Origin of the sequence: Paenibacillus campinasensis, from assembly GCF_002272015.1 — a bacterium.
Classification (GTDB): Bacteria; Bacillota; Bacilli; order Paenibacillales; family Paenibacillaceae; genus Paenibacillus_AQ; species Paenibacillus_AQ campinasensis.
Genome location: NZ_NPBY01000013.1, coordinates 66,480 through 82,489 on the forward strand (window position 1 = coordinate 66,480; position 16,010 = coordinate 82,489).

The window sequence follows — 16,010 nt, forward strand, 5'->3', positions numbered from 1 at the left end:
CACGGTTGGCCTTAGAGGCTGACAGGCGGCAAATTAACATGCATATTCACACACATCGGAGGAGTTTAATTGCTTAAGTTACCTGTTAATTCCATTCGTAATAGCATCTTTATTCGGCTGGTCGCTACCTATCTCTTCGTCATTCTTCCGCTTATCATACTCGGCGTTTATCTATATAACTGGAGTTACCAATACGCTAGCCAGGAAGTATCCAAAAATACGCAAGCGCAGCTTTCGGCCTACCTGGACGGGTTGAACCGGGAAATCGAATGGCTGGAAATTCAGCAATACGATATTTTGCAGGATGGTGAACTGAACAAAATGGTGCTGACATGGGATATGATGAGCACGGTCGAAAGAAAAGCAAGTCTGCATTATTTGCTGCCGCGGCTGGTCTCCATCAAAAACAGCAGTGTCTACATCAAAGATGTTTTCATTCATATCCGCAGTATGGATAAAACGATTTCGGCCATGACCGCGATGAATACATTCGACTCGAGACGGTATAACGATGTTTATGCAGGTGAGGCGAGCGGCAATCAAAGACTGCTGCAGATCGACGATACGTTCCATCTTGTGGCGGCCAAATACGGGGCTCGAAAAGGGGAAGAGCCGCTTCTGATCGTTCAGATCGAACTGGATGCGAGCAAACTCAGGGAATCCCTGATGCAAATCAGCGTATATCCGGAAAGCGGGGCTTTTATCGTCTCCGAGCCGTCCGGCTTTGCCCTGGCCAGCCATGAAGAGGCGGATCGTTTAATGAAAGAGGCCATGCAGGCCATCCAACATGCGAATGGTCAAATTCTGAATATCGGCACAGGCAGGTATCTGATCGACAAGGCGTATTCCGACAAGCTGGATCTATCCGTGTTCACGTACTTGCCCACTGAGGCGGTGAAGCGGCCGTTAAGTAAATTTTATGTGTGGGCTTGGCTGTTTGCGGGCACGACCTTCTTAGCCATCGCCATCTATGCCGTATCGACGTACAAATTGGTTCATAAACCACTGCTTCTGCTTGTCCAGAGCTTCAGAAAAATGGAGGATGGCATGTTTAATATCCGGATCAGGCACGGACAAAGGGACGAGTTCGGCTATTTGTACGATCGATTCAATCAGATGCTCATCAAGCTGCAGCATCTGATTGACCAGAATTTCAGGCACAAGCTCATGATGCAAAGGGCGGAGCTGAAACAGCTCCAATCCCAGATCAATCCCCACTTTTTATATAACAGCTTCTTCATCCTGAGCTCCCTGGCCAAAACGGGGGATGTCACGCAAATCGAGCTGTTCACGAACATGCTGGGAGAATATTTTCGATTCATTACCCGCAATGATGCGGACAACGTTCCATTGCTGGAAGAGACGAGGCATTCCCGCATTTATACCGAGATTCAAAAGCTCAGATTCTCAAGGCGAATCCGCGTAGAATTCGGCGAGCTGCCGAAGGAAATGGAGGCCATCAAGGTGCCGCGACTGATCATTCAGCCGATTATCGAAAACGCCTATGAGCACAGCCTCGAAAAGATGCAGGAAGAAGGCTTCCTGCGTGTGTCGTTTCATCTGGATGGCCAAGAAGCTTCCATCGTGATTGAAGAGAACGGGAACGGGCTGACGGATAACGATATCGACATGATAAATAAGCGGCTTGAACGCACAGCTGAATCTGCCGAATCTCCTGAAGTGACGGGACTTATCAACATCCATCGGCGAATTGCCCTGACGTATGGGGAAAGCAGCGGATTAGTCTTATCAAGGAGTCCATTGAACGGACTGCGGGTCCAAATTCGAATCAGGCTGACGGAGGGGAATGAACATGTATAGACTGCTGGTCGTCGACGATGAAGAGATTATTACGAACAGTTTGTACGAAGTATTTCATCAGTGGATGCCCGAGAACCTTGACGTTTGCCGGGCATACTCCGGCAAGGAAGCGCTGAATTGGATGTCGCGCACGCGAATCGACATCGTCCTGACGGACATACGCATGCCGGGCATGAGCGGATTGGAATTGACGGAGAGCATCCGGGCGCTCTGGCCAAGGTGCAGAATTATCTTTCTGACCGGTTACAGCGATTTCGATTACGCCTATCAAGCGATTCAGATGCCGAATGTCCGCTATTTGTTGAAGACGGAAGGCTTCGATAAGGTCATGGAGGTCGTGAAGGAAGTCATTCATGAAATCGAGAGCGGCCACCGGATGAATGAATGGCTCATGCAATCCCGCGTGCAGACCGAAGCGCTGGAATGGATGGAGCAGGGAGAATACTTCCGGCAATTCGTCGCGGACAGCAGCCTGCTTGGACAGGACAAGGAAGCCATGCGGAGCGATTTCCGGGCCTTGAACATCGGATTGGATCCGGAGCTCCCTGTGCTGCTGGCTCTTGGCCGTGTAGCTTATTCAGCAGGAAAAGCGTATGTAGAAAAGAAAAACGACCACCGCTCGGTGAGGCTGATTTGGAATTCTTTTATGGATGAGCATGTCCGAAGCATCGGTGTCCTAGACAAACATGGGGATTTATTATGGATGCTCCAGCCGCGGTCTGAGAATCCATCCGTGGATCGTCTTGTTATTTATTCGGAAGGGACGCTAGAACTGATCCAGGAAGCCTGTCTGGATTCTCTAGGACTTGCCATTTCGTTCACCATAAGCGGCAACCCCTGCCGGTGGGAGGACGTAACACCGCAGTATGAACGACTGCGAAGGCTCCAGCAGTTAAAGATGGGCAACGGGATTCCGATGATCTTGAAGGATCAAGTTGACTCTTCCCAGGCGCCTCACTGCAAAGAAGGAGTGGAGACGAGCCATAAGGCGGGCATCTTGGAAGCCCATTTGGAGGCCGGAAGGGAGAACGAATTCATGAAGGAATTGGAGCAGTTGTCGGAATTCGTGCTGAACGGAGAAGATCATCATCAGCATGCTGCACAAGCCTATTACTCTATCGCTCTTGTGCTGTATGCCAAGCTGACCCGGCTTGAGCTTCAGGACCCTACCGGTGAACGGGGGAAACTGCTGGATTTGGAAAGTCATGATTCCATGAAGGAAGCTTTTCGGTATTTGAGGCGAACGGCCGAAGATATCTTCGATTTCAAGCGCCTGGATGAACGAGGCAAAACGGCGCATGTCATTGATCGGTTATGCCAGTATATCGAGGAGCATCTGGATCAGGACATCACCCTTGTGCATTTGGCCGAACGCTATTTTTTTAATCCCTCCTATCTCTCGCGTTTGTTCAAGCAGGAACGGGGAATCAATCTTTCGGAATATATCGAAAAGTGCCGAATACGGCGAGCAAAGGAGCTGCTTAAGGAAGGGGATTTGAAGGTAAGGGACGTGGCGCCATTAGTCGGATACGATGCCGCCCATTCCTTTACTCGCTTCTTCAAAAAGGCGACGGGTTTAACGCCGCAGGAGTACCGGGACCATCTCGCAAAATAGGCAGGCAACCTATCATTTGCCCGGTGTTTTCAGATGGAATGTCCGGTTGTTGCCCCGCTTACCCCAAGGTACACTTTTTACAAAACAATTTCGTTCATGTCGACCGTGATGGGACCGACCAGATCGGAATGACAGGTCACCAAGTAACGATGGAGGAGGGCGTATTCAGGATGAAGCCCGGAAAGACGTTACTGGTCATATCTGCCGTATTTGCTTTCGCTTGCATTATCGTTGTTGTTGCAAGCCTGGCGAGTCGTGGCCAAGACGATCCCAAAATGTTTAATCAGGAGCTGAGTGACAAGATGAGTAATGAAATTAAAGCCGGCCAAACAGGAACTGAAATGATGGATCAAGGAGGCAATGTTGTGAGCCGGGATGCGAACAGCACCCGCAGGGAGGCGTATGCGGCCGCAATCGGCAAGATTCCTCCGAACGGGAATCCGGTCGTCTCCCATAAATTCGGTGCGGATCCCTATGCACTGGCAGTTGACGGACGTGTTTATTTATATAACACGTACGACACATTGGAATATGACGGTGAAGGAAATGTCAAGGACAACAGCTACAGCACGATCAACAAGCTGTCCGTCATCTCTTCCTCGGACCTGGTCAACTGGACCGATCACGGAGCAATCCAGGTCGCAGGACCGACCGGCGCTGCCGCATGGGCAACGCAATCGTGGGCGCCAGCGGCCGCGCACAAGGTGATTGACGGCGAGGACCGCTTCTTCTTGTATTTTGCCAACAATGCCAGCGGCATCGGCGTGCTGACGAGCGACAGCCCTGTTGGCCCGTGGACGGATCCGATCGGAAAGCCGCTGATCACAAGAAACACGCCGGGCGTGGAAGGTGTCACGTGGCTGTTTGATCCCGCCGTGCTCGTTGACGATGACGGGAAAGCCTATATCTACTTTGGCGGCGGCATTCCGGAAGGCGAAGCCGAAATGCCGAACACGGCTCGCGTCATGCAGCTGGGCGACGATATGATCAGCGTGCTTGGCGAAGCCGTCACGATTCCGGCTCCTTATATGTTCGAGGATTCAGGAATTAACAAATTTGACGGAAAGTATTACTATACGTACTGCTCCAATTTCTCGGAAGGAACGCGGCCGGAGAACAGTCCCCCTCCCGGCGAAATCGCCTATATGGTCAGTGAGCATCCGATGGGCCCATGGACGTATCAAGGGACCATATTGAAAAATCCCGGGCATTTCTTCGGGGTCGGAGGGAATAATCATCACGCCATCTTTCAGTTTCAACAAAACTGGTATATTGCCTATCACGCCCAAACGTTGTCAAAGTCCATGGGGATTCCGAAAGGCTATCGTTCCACCCATCTGAACCGCGTTTATTTCGAGACGGACGGTACCATCCGAGAGATAGACGCTGATATGGAAGGTGTGGAGGGGGTCCAGTTGCACAATCCCTTCCAGCGAACGGAGGCAGTAACGATGGCATGGAATGCCGGAATTCAAGTCAATCCGTCTACTGCCGCTGAAGACTCGCAGGACAGCCCGATATTGGCGGTCACGGACATCCACGACCGGGATTGGATCGCTGTGGCCAATGTTGATTTCGGAAAAGGAGCATCCGCGTTTACGGCTTGGGTCTCGGGAGTGGAAGGAGGAGGAAGCATGGAGCTTCGGCTGGACCATCCGGAAGGAGAACGGATCGGCACAGTGAACGTACCGCCAGCATCCGGTGCGAAACAGCGTCAGGAAATATCCATTGAAGTTTCAGGCGCATCCGGCATTCATCATCTATACTTCGTATTTACCGGAAAGCAGGATCAGAAGTTATTTGACTTCGAAGCATGGCAATTTGAGCTGTGACTGCATATATACAGCCCGTCCATTCATAACGTGATGATAGCCAGCTAAAAAGGCGCTCGCGAGTCAAGCGGCGCCTTTTATAAGTGCTTCAGGTAAAAATGTACGTACAAGTTAGTGCTGGCCAGAGGCAACGGGAACCGGAACCGTACGGGAGCCATGTAATTTTCTATAATTGTTAGCGCTTATACCAGCATAAGACTTGAATTTTTTATAGAACCAATCCATATCGTTGTACCCCACTGCGTCAGCGATTTCGTATATTTTCATGTCGGTATGCGTCAGCAAGAATTTCGCTTTCTCCATTCGCTGCTGCAGCAGATATTCGTTAAACGTCATCTTCTCGTGGAATTTGAATTTCTGCACCAAGTAGGAATAGTTGAAATGCATCCGTTCGGCAATTTCTTTTAAGGTGATGTTTTGATACATCGAATCCTTCAAATATGCCTTGACCTCTTGAATGACCTGATCCTCCTTTTCCGCATGGACTTGGGACCATCTATTATCCGGATGCCCGTCACCAGAAGGGGGTGCCGGCAAAATCATCCGCAAGCAAGTGTTGAGCTCTTCGACCGTGAACGGTGCAGGCAGATAATCGTTAACTTGCAGCTGCAAGGCTCTCCGGGTCCAATAAAACTCCGTGCTGCCTCCGGTAATAATGATGGGAACCTGGCTTACGCACCGGATGTTTGCGCATAACTCCATACCTTCGGAATCTGAGCCAAGCGCATGGATAATCACCAAGGTGTAAGGCTCCAAAGCAATGAATTGCATGGCGGACGAGGCGGACCTGACGCAGCGGCGCCGCGAGCATCTCAACGCATTCCAATCCGGCCGGATTCCCGGTGTTGCTTCATCATGGGATTGCAGATCAACAAACAGGACATCGTGCACAAAGCTTCCCCCCAACTTCGTTGTAATAACGCTTTCATACGGTTTGATAACATTATGGGGAACGGAAAGCCGGATCACAATGTGCCGATTTTTATATTTCTAACCGATATTTACTTCTTACTGAAAAATACGGGGCCTGTCTATGCGCAAGGAACATTGGCAACCGGAGATTGGACGGGTGAACGATCCCAAATTTGGCAGGTTGTTTCAATAATTTGTAAGCGCTAATATGAAGTTGTATTTATTCGGGCCGGGTCCGACACCGGATCCCTATCACTTGCTTGAAGTGGAAAGGAGGTCATGCTTTGCATCGCATGCCTAAACGCGGCCGATGGGCGGCCACGGCTGTGGCTGCTGCGGTTGCCGCGTCCGTTGTTGTCCTGTTAATCCTGCCCCAAATGGGCAGCCGTGACAAGCCCCCCGCCGAAAGTCAGGCCCCAGGAAAACCGGGGGAAGGAGCAGTGGAGCTAACAGGGGATTCGGATGCGTCGAACGGAAAACTGAATGCCGAACCCCCTGCCGGCACTAATCAAACTGCGTCAACTGAGCCGCAGGCACAGCCGTCCGCATCGCAAGATATTCCCTCGCTGCATGAACTCTTCGAGGAGGATTTTCCAATCGGCGCCGCGATCGAACCGAACCAGACGAGCGGTCCATCATCGGAATTGCTGAAGAAGCATGTCCGCTGGCTGGTGGCGGAGAATGTCATGAAGCCGGATGCAATCCAGCCGTCGGAAGGCCAATTTATATGGACAAATGCCGACCGGATCGTGGAATTTGCCAAGGAGAACAACATGCAGGTCCGTTTTCATACGTTGGTCTGGCATACCCAAGTCGGGGCATGGTTTTTCCAAGATGAGGAAGGCAAGCCGATGGTGGATGAGACAGACCCCAAGCGCCAGGAAGCGAACAAAAAATTGCTGCTGAAACGCCTGGATACCCATGTAAGGACGATCGTCGGCCGATATAAGGACGAGATTACGTCTTGGGATGTGGTGAATGAAGTCATTGAACCGGGGGATCCGGACGGAATGCGCGCGAGCGAATGGTATAAAATAGCCGGTACTGATTACATCGCAACGGCATTCCGAGCGGCCCGGGAAGCCGGAGGACCCGAAGCGAAGCTTTATATTAACGATTACGGCACGGATAACCCTGTGAAAAGGGACCTTTTGTTTCAGCTTGTGAAAAATTTGCTGGAGCAAGGTGTTCCGATCGACGGGGTCGGACATCAGACGCATATTGACATCTATGGCCCATCGGTGGATTCCATCATCACCTCGATGCGAAAATTCGCGGAGCTGGGCCTCGACAATCTTGTCACTGAGCTCGATATGAGCATTTATGCGTGGAATGACCGCAGTGATTACGGCCAAGATCTCCCGCAAGATATCCTGAACCTGCAAGCTGATCGTTATGGCGAGTTATTCAAGGCATTCCGTCAGAATAAGGACATTCTCAGCGGCGTCGTGTTTTGGGGTATCGCCGACGACCATACCTGGCTTCATGGTTTTCCGGTCGCACGTACCAATGCGCCTTTGCTATTCGACCGACAGCATCAGCCTAAACCGGCGTTTTGGGCCGTTGTTAAGGCGGCAAGATCTGAGTGATAAGCGGACGTTTCCGTATAGCCGGGCTAACATTTATGGATTTAATGTCTATAGCTTTATGTCGCTTACGAAATAACGTTGATAAGGAGAGACGAGTGATGAGCAGAAGCATGGAAAGGCTGCCCAAGCTCCATGAAGCTTACGGCAATAGCTTCAAGATCGGCGCTGCCGTGAATCCGATCACGATGGTGACCCAAAAGGATTTATTGGCACACCATTTCAACAGCGTGACGGCGGAAAATGAAATGAAGTTCGAGCGATTGCACCCATCGGAAGAGGTGTACACATTCGAGCAAGCCGACGAGATCGTATCGTTTGCCAAATCAAACGGAATGTCGGTGAGAGGACACACCCTCGTATGGCATAATCAGACGCCGGAATGGGTATTTCAAGACAGCTCCGGCGGCAAGGCCGACCGCGAGCTGCTGCTGGCGCGGATGAAAGCGCACATCCATGAGGTGGTTGGCCGTTACCGTGGAGACATCCATGCCTGGGATGTCGTGAACGAAGCCGTTGCTGACGGCGGAGGCGAACTTCTTCGTTCTTCTCCGTGGCTTGCTTCAATCGGGGAGGATTTTATCGCAAAGGCTTTCGAATACGCGCACGAGGCAGACCCGCAAGCGCTGCTGTTTTATAACGATTACAACGAATCCGTACCCGAGAAGCGGGAGAAGATTTACACGCTCCTTAAATCGTTAAAGGAGCAGGATGTGCCGATTCACGGCGTCGGGCTTCAGGCCCACTGGAATTTGGAGTTTCCATCGCTTGATGATATCCGCAGGGCCATCGAGAGATATGCAAGCCTTGGCATGTTGCTGCATGTAACGGAGCTTGACGTATCCGTTTTTGCACATGAGGATAAGCGGACCGATCTGGCAGCGCCGACGGCAGAAATGCTTGAGCGCCAGGCGGAGCGTTACGGGCAATTGTTCCGGCTGCTTAAGGAGTACAGTGGCAGCATCGCTTCCGTAACCTTCTGGGGAGCGGCGGACGATTATACCTGGCTGGATCATTTTCCGGTAAGGGGCCGTAAAAATTGGCCGTTCGTCTTCGACGAGAACCATCTTCCGAAGGAATCCTATTGGAATCTGCTCAAGGAAGCCAATCCCGAAAGAACATTCCAAGAGATACGTTCGTAAGTCGTATTTCGGCTGTCGCCATAGGTTGAAAGGGGAATCCATCAGATGAACAAAACGCAGATCACGAATCCGGTCATATGGGCGGACGTGCCGGATGTGGATGCCATCCGGGTAGGGGACGTCTATTATATGGTCAGCACCAGCATGCATTCCATGCCGGGCTGTCCGATCATGAGGTCCGAGGATTTGATGCATTGGGAGATCGTCAGTTACGTATACGATACGTTCGAAGACAACGAGGCCCATCGTCTGGAAGGCGGCAGCAATATCTACGGGCAAGGTTCTTGGGCAGCCAGCCTCCGCCATCATCGGGGGGAATTTTATGTTTGCTTCTCCAGCAACGATACCGGACGGTTTTATGTGTACCGCACGGACGATGTTAATCAGGGGCCGTGGCAACGATCCGTCATTGATGGACTGCGGCATGATCCGGGCCTGCTTTTTGAGGATGACCGGGTATTCGTGATCTACGGTAACGGGGATATTTACATCACCGAGCTGACCGCCGATGCAGATGCCCTTAAGCCGGACGGAATCCACCAGCGGCTCTTTGAAACGGAAACGGAGGGCATCGGCTTGCGCTGCGAAGGCTGTCATGCCTACCACATCAACGGTTACTATTATTTACTGTTCATTGAATGGCCGAAGGCAGGGTTCGGCAGCGGCCGGCGCAGACAAATCTGTTACCGGTCACGGGAATTGCTGGGCCCCTATGAACGAAAAATCGTATTGGATGACGATCTCGGCTACCATAACAAGGGAATCGCCCAAGGGGGGGTGTTCGATACGCCGAATGGCAAGTGGTACGCGATGCTGTTCCAGGATCATGATGCCGTCGGGAGAATCCCTTGCCTGGTCCCGGTAACCTGGGAGGAGGATTGGCCCGTGTTCGGCATCGAAGGCAAGGTGCCGGAACGGTTTGAGGTCGACTTGCCGCAAGCCGTTGCGAAGCCGCTCGTGATCAGCGATGAATTCGAATACGAATCGAATAAGCTGGCTCTGAATTGGCAATGGAACCACAACCCGGATCATCGGTTATGGTCCGTGACCGAACGTCCCGGTTTCCTAAGGCTGACAACAGGAAGCCTGGCACCGGCGGGCGTGCTGCAGGCCCGGAATACGCTGACGCAGCGCACGGAAGGGCCGGCATGCACGGGGACTGTCTTATTGGACACGGGGCGTATGAAGCCCGGTGATCATGCAGGGCTTGTTGCCCTGCAAAGCCATTTCGGCACCGTCGGCGTCAAGGTCGCGGAGAACGGCGACAAGTTCATAGCGATGAGCGTGAACGATGGGGACGGCAGGGAGAAGGAGCTGGAAACGGTTCGGTACCGCGGCAGGGAAGTACATTTGAGAATTGATTTTGATTTTGAGAATAGCAAGGATGTGGCCTCCTTTCATTATTCTGTCGACGGGGCTGATTGGATGCCGATCGGCGGTGAGCTGAACATGCGGTATACCTTGGATCACTTTATGGGTTATCGCATCGGGCTTTATTATTATGCGACCAGGCAAACCGGCGGCCATGCCGACTTCGATTATTTTCGTTACGAAAAAGCCGAGCGGTAGAGCACGTAAACAAAATGAAGAGGAGTTGATCGATGTATGAAAAGAACTGGATGGACGCTTAAGTTGTTATTGGCCGTGCTGCTCCTGCTGCCGATAACGCTGGGGCACCCTAACGGTGCTGCTGACGCATGGTCGGGCATGCCGATGTCCAAGCTTCGCGTCAGCGGCAATCAGCTGGTAAACAGCGAGGGGCAGCCCGTTGTCCTCAGCGGATGGCACCAGCCTGGGGGCTCGTACTGGACGTATCAGGGAAGCAACTACTACCTGAACCGGAATGGAGGAAATCGCCATGCTGCCATTTTGGAATATCTAAAGGATATTACCGACACATTCTCCGATACGTCTCCGAAGTACGGCAACAATCACGGCTGGTATATGAATCAGGTCAGGCTCTTTATCGACCGCGAAGACATGGGCGACGTGGCGGCCGGAACGTATAATTTTGCGGGCGTGCAGTCCTTTACGCAGAATGTTGTCGTGCCTTATATCCAGTATGCTAAGAGCAAGGGAATCTACGTTACGCTAGGCCTCGACTTCACGCTCCAGGATAATCAGGCAACGACGCAAGCCAATCTCGAGAAATTCAATCAAATCTGGGGATATCTTGCGGCACAGCCGGCGATTAAAAGCGCAGACAACGTCATGTTCGAGATTATCAATGAGCCGGTGCTGTCCTATGCGAATGGACGCTGGGGAGGACACCCGTCTGATCCCGATTTTCCGGCGTTTTGGGACTCGCTGCGCAATTTTCAAAATTCCATCATTTCCACGATCCGCAGTCAAGGGGCAGATAACGTGATATGGGCCGCCGGCCTTGGATGGGATCAATATTATCAGTTATGCGCCACGCGTCCGCTAACCGATCCGCTGAACAACATCGGATATGCCGTGCATTGGTACCCGGGCTATGGAGCAAAGGATAACGGCTCGATACTCCAGCAGCAATGGGATACCAACATTAAGCCTTGCGCGGACAATTATCCGATCAATATTACGGAAACGACCTGGTTCAAACGGTTGCCGGGAGACTCGGAGTACTGGGAGCTGTTCAACGGCTCGAACAAAGGCTTCGGCAAAAACACCAAAGCGATATTTACGACAGCCGGGAACGTCAGCATCGCGGTCCACATGAACGGTTTTCTTCTGCAGCCGGGGCCAAGAAGCACGTTTGCCGATCCGACGTCAGGTCTGCTCTTCGACGGCGATCCGGCACGGGACGGCATGGCCCGCTTTATCTTCGAATGGTATTACGAACGTGCGCAGCTTCATCCATGGAACGGCATATGGAATGGTATTATATCGGGAGAAACCTATAAAATCGTGAACCGTGCCTCAGGGAAGGTGATCGACGTCCCGGGCGGACAAAACAGCAATTCGCTGCAGCTGCAGCAATGGCCAGACAATAACGCCACGGCGCAGCGATGGGTTGCGGACGATATGGGAGCATACAACAATGTATACCGGCTTCGCAGCGTCAGTTCGAGCGACGGCAAGGTGATGGATGTTAGAAACGGTTCTTCAAACAACGGGGAAGCAATACAGCTCATGCAGGATTATGGGAATCAAGCGCAGCGATTCCGTCTGATCAAGCTCAGCAACGGATACTGGAGCATCCTTAACGCCAACAGCAATAAAGCCGTCGAAGTGGCGGGTGGTTCGTCCGCAGACGGAGCCAAGCTCCAGCAGAATCCTTATCGAGGGGATTTGCATCAGCAATGGCAGCTGGTCAAGGTGAATTAAACAGCATGATTGCATAAAAGTGACTACATTTGAGTGATAGCATTAGGACATAGTTTGCCGGGCGGTGTGTTTGATTGGATATCGCCCGGTGCCAAACCAATGTACTGAAGGGGAGAGGAACATGAGGGAGAAGGCTCCGGCCGGATACGACCGGCATCGGGAACATATCGCCAGGGGGAAAATCGAAACGGTGGAATATGCATCCGAAACGGTAGGCAATGATCGTAAGGCGATGATCTACACGCCTCCGGGGTACGCGGAAGACAACGTATACAGCGTTCTTTATTTGCTGCATGGCATCGGAGGTGATGAAACCGAATGGTACCGTCATGGCGATCCGCAGACGATCCTAGATAATCTATATGCGGAAGGGAAACTTGCGCCCATGATCGTCGTGTTTCCGAATGGCCGTGCGATGCCGAACGATCGGGCGGAAGGGGACCTGTTTGATCCGGACAAAGTGAAAGCGTTCGAGACGTTCGAATACGATTTGCTTGATGATCTGATTCCCTTCGTCGAGTCACGATATTCGGTATCGACAGGCCGGGAAAACCGTGCGATTGCGGGGTTGTCTATGGGCGGGGGGCAATCGTTAAATATCGGCTTGAAGCATCTCGACCGTTTCGCATGGATCGGCGCTTTTTCCCCGGCTCCCAACACGAAATCACCGGAACAGCTCGTCCCGGATCCGGAAGAAGCGTCGGCATTACTCAAATTGCTCTGGCTGTCATGCGGCGATGAAGACAATCTTAAGCCGATTAGCGATCGGACACATGCGTATTTATCGGAGCATCGCGTTCCTCATGTGTGGTATGAGGAAAGCGGCGGACATGATTGGCCCGTATGGAAGAACGATTTGTATCATTTTTCGCAGCTCCTATTTAAAGATAACTAATGTAAGAAGGAAGCCTTGCGCCTTATTGGCCGGGCTTTTTACTTTCAGCCATGAACGAAAGGGTAAAAACATGACGATATTGCCGAAGGAAATCATGTCCATGCTGGACAGAAACGGTACAAAAGCCGCTGATCTGGTGTACTGGATGGAGTGCGACCGGTTGCCGGACGGCGGCTTTGCGGACAGCTATCTCATCTTGTCCCGGGAATCACTCCACATCTTCCGTAGCAGCGGCATTTCGAAGGAGAAGACGTTTTCGGGATATGCAGCCGGCCGGCATAAGGACACTGGCAAGCTGGTGCAAGACGGTTCCGTCGATTGGGCATGGGAGCGCATTCCCCTTGAACGACTTGAAGCCTTGACCATCGTCAATCTGGTCGCTTCCGGCATGGTCGTCGCCAAGGAGCAGGAGGAGCGAGTGATCGGCGCATTCACAAGCGGTCATATGAAACAGGCTGTCCGATTTGCGCAAGCCTTCGACAAAATGAAGAAGAACGAGCCCATTGAGGCCTTCGAACAGGATGAGGAAGCGCATGGGGCTTCCTGCCCGACATGCGGATTGATCTACCCTGAAGAAGGCAGGCCGTTCTGCCCGAAATGCATGAAAAGACATGCCGTTTTCGCACGTTTGCTTTCATTTGCAGGCAAGTACAAGCTGTCCATCTTTTTTATCGTGTTGTTTATGCTGCTGAACTCGGTGACCGGTCTCGTCATTCCTTATTTTCAAGGCACGGTGCTATTTGATCAGGCGCTTGCCGGCAATGGGGCTTTCGCGGGGCGGATCGGCCTCGTCATTGTGATCATTCTGGCATTCCGTACGCTATCGCTGTTATTCGGAATCTTGTTCGGCACCATCATCGCAAAGCTGGCGGCCAAGGTCGCCTTCGATTTGAAAACGGCTGTATTTACCGCGTTGCAGCGGTTATCGCTCGATTTTTTCATGCGCAGGCAGACCGGCCATCTGATGACCAGAGTGAACAACGACGCTCAGGAATTGCAATATTTTTTCGTCGACGGGCTTTCTTATTTCATCGTGAACGCGATGAACATCATCGGCATCACCGCCGTGCTTCTGTGGATGGATTGGCGGCTTACGCTGATTTGCCTGCTGCCGATGCCGCTGGTACTATGGCTTGTCCGGAGCGCGTTTCCGAAGCTGTGGCGCTTGTCCTGGCGGAGACACCGCAAGGTAAGCGTTCTGAATTCAATCATCAGCGATTCGGTTCGCGGCTCGCGGGTCGTCAAGGCATTCGGTAAAGAAAAGGTGGAGATCAGCCGCTTTCAGCGGTCGAATAATGCATTTTCCGTGGCGGAACAGCGTTTCAACAAATTGAGCGGTACGGTGTTCCCGATTCTCAATTTTCTGACCCAAGCGGGCGGGATATTGATTTGGGCGTTCGGCGGTTGGTATGTGATGCAAGGCCAGATGTCGTTCGGCACTGTGCTGACGTTCGTCAACTATATGATGATGCTGTACGGGCCGATTCAGTTCATGAACAATATCGTCGGCTGGTGGTCCAATTGTATGGCGGCGGCGCAGCGTATCTTCGAGATCCAGGACGCCGTGCCGGATGTAGCAGAGCGTCCTGGCGCCGTTACGTTGCCGGCGATGAAAGGCGATATTGAAGTCGATAACGTCACGTTCGGCTACGAGCCGAACAAACCGATTTTGAAACAAGTGTCCTTGCGCGCGAGGCCGGGGCAGATGATCGGCATCGTCGGCCATTCGGGTGCGGGGAAATCGACGCTCGTCAATCTGGTGTCGCGATTGTACGACGTAACCGAGGGAGAAATTCGGATTGACGGCGTCAATGTCAAGGATCTTTCGACAGCTTCATTGCGGCGTCATATCGGGATCGTCTCTCAGGATGTTTATGTGTTCTCGGGCAGCATCGCCGAAAATATCGCATACGCTGATCCCGATTGCTCGGTTGAGGACATCCTGCATGCAGCCAAGATCGCGAACGCGCACGATTTCATCGAGAAGCTGCCCGACGGCTACGATACGGAGGTCGGTACGGGCGGCTATAGCTTGTCCGGCGGGGAGAAGCAGCGGCTGTCGATCGCCAGAGCCGTGCTGCACAACCCGAAGGTGCTCATTCTCGACGAGGCGACCGCATCGCTCGATACGGAGACGGAGCTGTATATCCAGCAGGCGCTCGATTCGCTTGTCAAAGGACGGACGACGATCGCGATTGCACACCGGCTGTCCACGCTAAGGCAAGCCGACTATTTGGTCGTGATGGATAAAGGCGTTGTCGTCGAAGCCGGTACGCACGAAGAGCTGATGGCGACGGAGGGCATCTATCGGGAACTCGTCCGCAAACATGATGAAGCGCTCAGAATGAAGGGGGAAATCATCGCATGAGGATGGAAGAACATCGGGGAATGGAGCTGGCGGATGCAGCGGGCATCCGATATTTAACGCCGGGCAATTCGGAGTTTATGGAGACAAGCGGCCGCATGCTGTCGGTCCGGACCGGAGGTGAGATGCATTCGCCGGTATACGTGCATTGCTCCTTCCCGCATACGAACCAGCGCTCATTCTTGTCGATTCGAACGGCGGGCAACAAGGAGATCGGCATGATCCGCCATCTTGACGATTTTCCACAGGGGACGGCTTCCCTGATCGAAAGGCAGATGAAGATTCGTTATTTTACGCCGGAAATTACGAAGGTTATTGCCGTAAGCGAGGAGTTCGGCTATTCCTATTGGGAAGTAGCAACGACGGCCGGGCTTTGCCGGTTTACGGTGCGAAACGGCAGCGGCAACGTCAAGTTCGCGGCGGAGAACCGCCTGCTGATCACCGACGTCGACGGAAACCGCTTCGTCATCCCGCAGGTGGATCAGTTGAGCGACAAGGAATACCGAATGATCGAAATGAGAATGTAAACGACG

11 protein-coding genes are annotated in these 16,010 nt (G+C 52.4%); 10 read left to right on the plus strand and 1 reads right to left on the minus strand.

The window, feature by feature from the left end; all coding sequences use genetic code 11:
- Positions 1-69: 69 nt before the first annotated feature.
- The 3 genes from CHH67_RS04695 to CHH67_RS04705 all read left to right on the plus strand — a co-directional run bounded on the left by CHH67_RS04695 (position 70) and on the right by CHH67_RS04705 (position 5,268).
- On the plus strand, positions 70-1,821 hold the full coding sequence (locus CHH67_RS04695) for a sensor histidine kinase (RefSeq protein WP_095263830.1): 1,752 nt from the start codon (positions 70-72) through the stop codon (positions 1,819-1,821).
- Positions 1,814-3,436 carry a response regulator gene (locus CHH67_RS04700; RefSeq protein ID WP_095263831.1) on the plus strand — a complete coding sequence of 541 codons (1,623 nt, stop codon included), beginning with the start codon at positions 1,814-1,816 and terminating at the stop codon, positions 3,434-3,436. The genes CHH67_RS04695 and CHH67_RS04700 overlap by 8 nt, the downstream gene beginning before the upstream one ends.
- Positions 3,437-3,606: 170 nt before the next feature.
- Positions 3,607-5,268, plus strand: a complete 1,662-nt coding sequence (locus CHH67_RS04705; protein ID WP_095263832.1) for a glycoside hydrolase family 43 protein — start codon at positions 3,607-3,609, stop codon at positions 5,266-5,268.
- 111 nt (positions 5,269-5,379) lie between these two features.
- On the opposite strand, the gene CHH67_RS04710 is transcribed toward CHH67_RS04705, so the two are convergent.
- A complete protein-coding gene (locus tag CHH67_RS04710; protein ID WP_095263898.1) occupies positions 5,380-6,159 on the minus strand; it encodes a helix-turn-helix domain-containing protein in 780 nt (259 codons plus the stop codon).
- 305 nt (positions 6,160-6,464) lie between these two features.
- On the opposite strand from CHH67_RS04710, the gene CHH67_RS04715 reads away from it, so the two are divergent.
- The 7 genes from CHH67_RS04715 to CHH67_RS04745 all read left to right on the plus strand — a co-directional run bounded on the left by CHH67_RS04715 (position 6,465) and on the right by CHH67_RS04745 (position 16,004).
- On the plus strand, positions 6,465-7,769 hold the full coding sequence (locus tag CHH67_RS04715) for an endo-1,4-beta-xylanase (protein ID WP_095263833.1): 1,305 nt from the start codon (positions 6,465-6,467) through the stop codon (positions 7,767-7,769).
- A 98-nt stretch (positions 7,770-7,867) separates the two neighbouring features.
- A complete protein-coding gene (locus CHH67_RS04720; protein ID WP_095263834.1) occupies positions 7,868-8,908 on the plus strand; it encodes an endo-1,4-beta-xylanase in 1,041 nt (346 codons plus the stop codon).
- A gap of 45 nt (positions 8,909-8,953) precedes the next feature.
- On the plus strand, positions 8,954-10,477 hold the full coding sequence (locus tag CHH67_RS04725) for a glycoside hydrolase family 43 protein (protein ID WP_095263835.1): 1,524 nt from the start codon (positions 8,954-8,956) through the stop codon (positions 10,475-10,477).
- A gap of 36 nt (positions 10,478-10,513) precedes the next feature.
- Complete coding sequence (locus CHH67_RS04730; protein ID WP_095263836.1) at positions 10,514-12,217, plus strand: RICIN domain-containing protein; 1,704 nt, start codon at positions 10,514-10,516, stop codon at positions 12,215-12,217.
- A gap of 121 nt (positions 12,218-12,338) precedes the next feature.
- Positions 12,339-13,112 (plus strand): alpha/beta hydrolase, encoded by a 774-nt coding sequence (locus tag CHH67_RS04735; RefSeq protein WP_095263837.1) that lies wholly within the window; start codon positions 12,339-12,341, stop codon positions 13,110-13,112.
- A 100-nt stretch (positions 13,113-13,212) separates the two neighbouring features.
- On the plus strand, positions 13,213-15,480 hold the full coding sequence (locus CHH67_RS04740; RefSeq protein ID WP_244908086.1) for an ABC transporter ATP-binding protein: 2,268 nt from the start codon (positions 13,213-13,215) through the stop codon (positions 15,478-15,480).
- Positions 15,477-16,004: a DUF1854 domain-containing protein gene (locus tag CHH67_RS04745; RefSeq protein ID WP_095263838.1), complete on the plus strand. Its 528-nt coding sequence runs from the start codon at positions 15,477-15,479 to the stop codon at positions 16,002-16,004. Before CHH67_RS04740 ends, CHH67_RS04745 begins: the two co-directional genes overlap by 4 nt.
- Positions 16,005-16,010: the final 6 nt, after the last annotated feature.

Coding starts and splice junctions, on each gene's coding strand:
- CHH67_RS04700 (WP_095263831.1), top strand. CDS start 1,814: ATGTATAGACTGCTGGTCGTCGACGATGAAGAGATTATTACGAACAGT.
- CHH67_RS04705 (WP_095263832.1), top strand. CDS start 3,607: ATGAAGCCCGGAAAGACGTTACTGGTCATATCTGCCGTATTTGCTTTC.
- CHH67_RS04720 (WP_095263834.1), top strand. CDS start 7,868: ATGAGCAGAAGCATGGAAAGGCTGCCCAAGCTCCATGAAGCTTACGGC.
- CHH67_RS04725 (WP_095263835.1), top strand. CDS start 8,954: ATGAACAAAACGCAGATCACGAATCCGGTCATATGGGCGGACGTGCCG.
- CHH67_RS04730 (WP_095263836.1), top strand. CDS start 10,514: ATGAAAAGAACTGGATGGACGCTTAAGTTGTTATTGGCCGTGCTGCTC.
- CHH67_RS04735 (WP_095263837.1), top strand. CDS start 12,339: ATGAGGGAGAAGGCTCCGGCCGGATACGACCGGCATCGGGAACATATC.
- CHH67_RS04740 (WP_244908086.1), top strand. CDS start 13,213: ATGCTGGACAGAAACGGTACAAAAGCCGCTGATCTGGTGTACTGGATG.
- CHH67_RS04745 (WP_095263838.1), top strand. CDS start 15,477: ATGAGGATGGAAGAACATCGGGGAATGGAGCTGGCGGATGCAGCGGGC.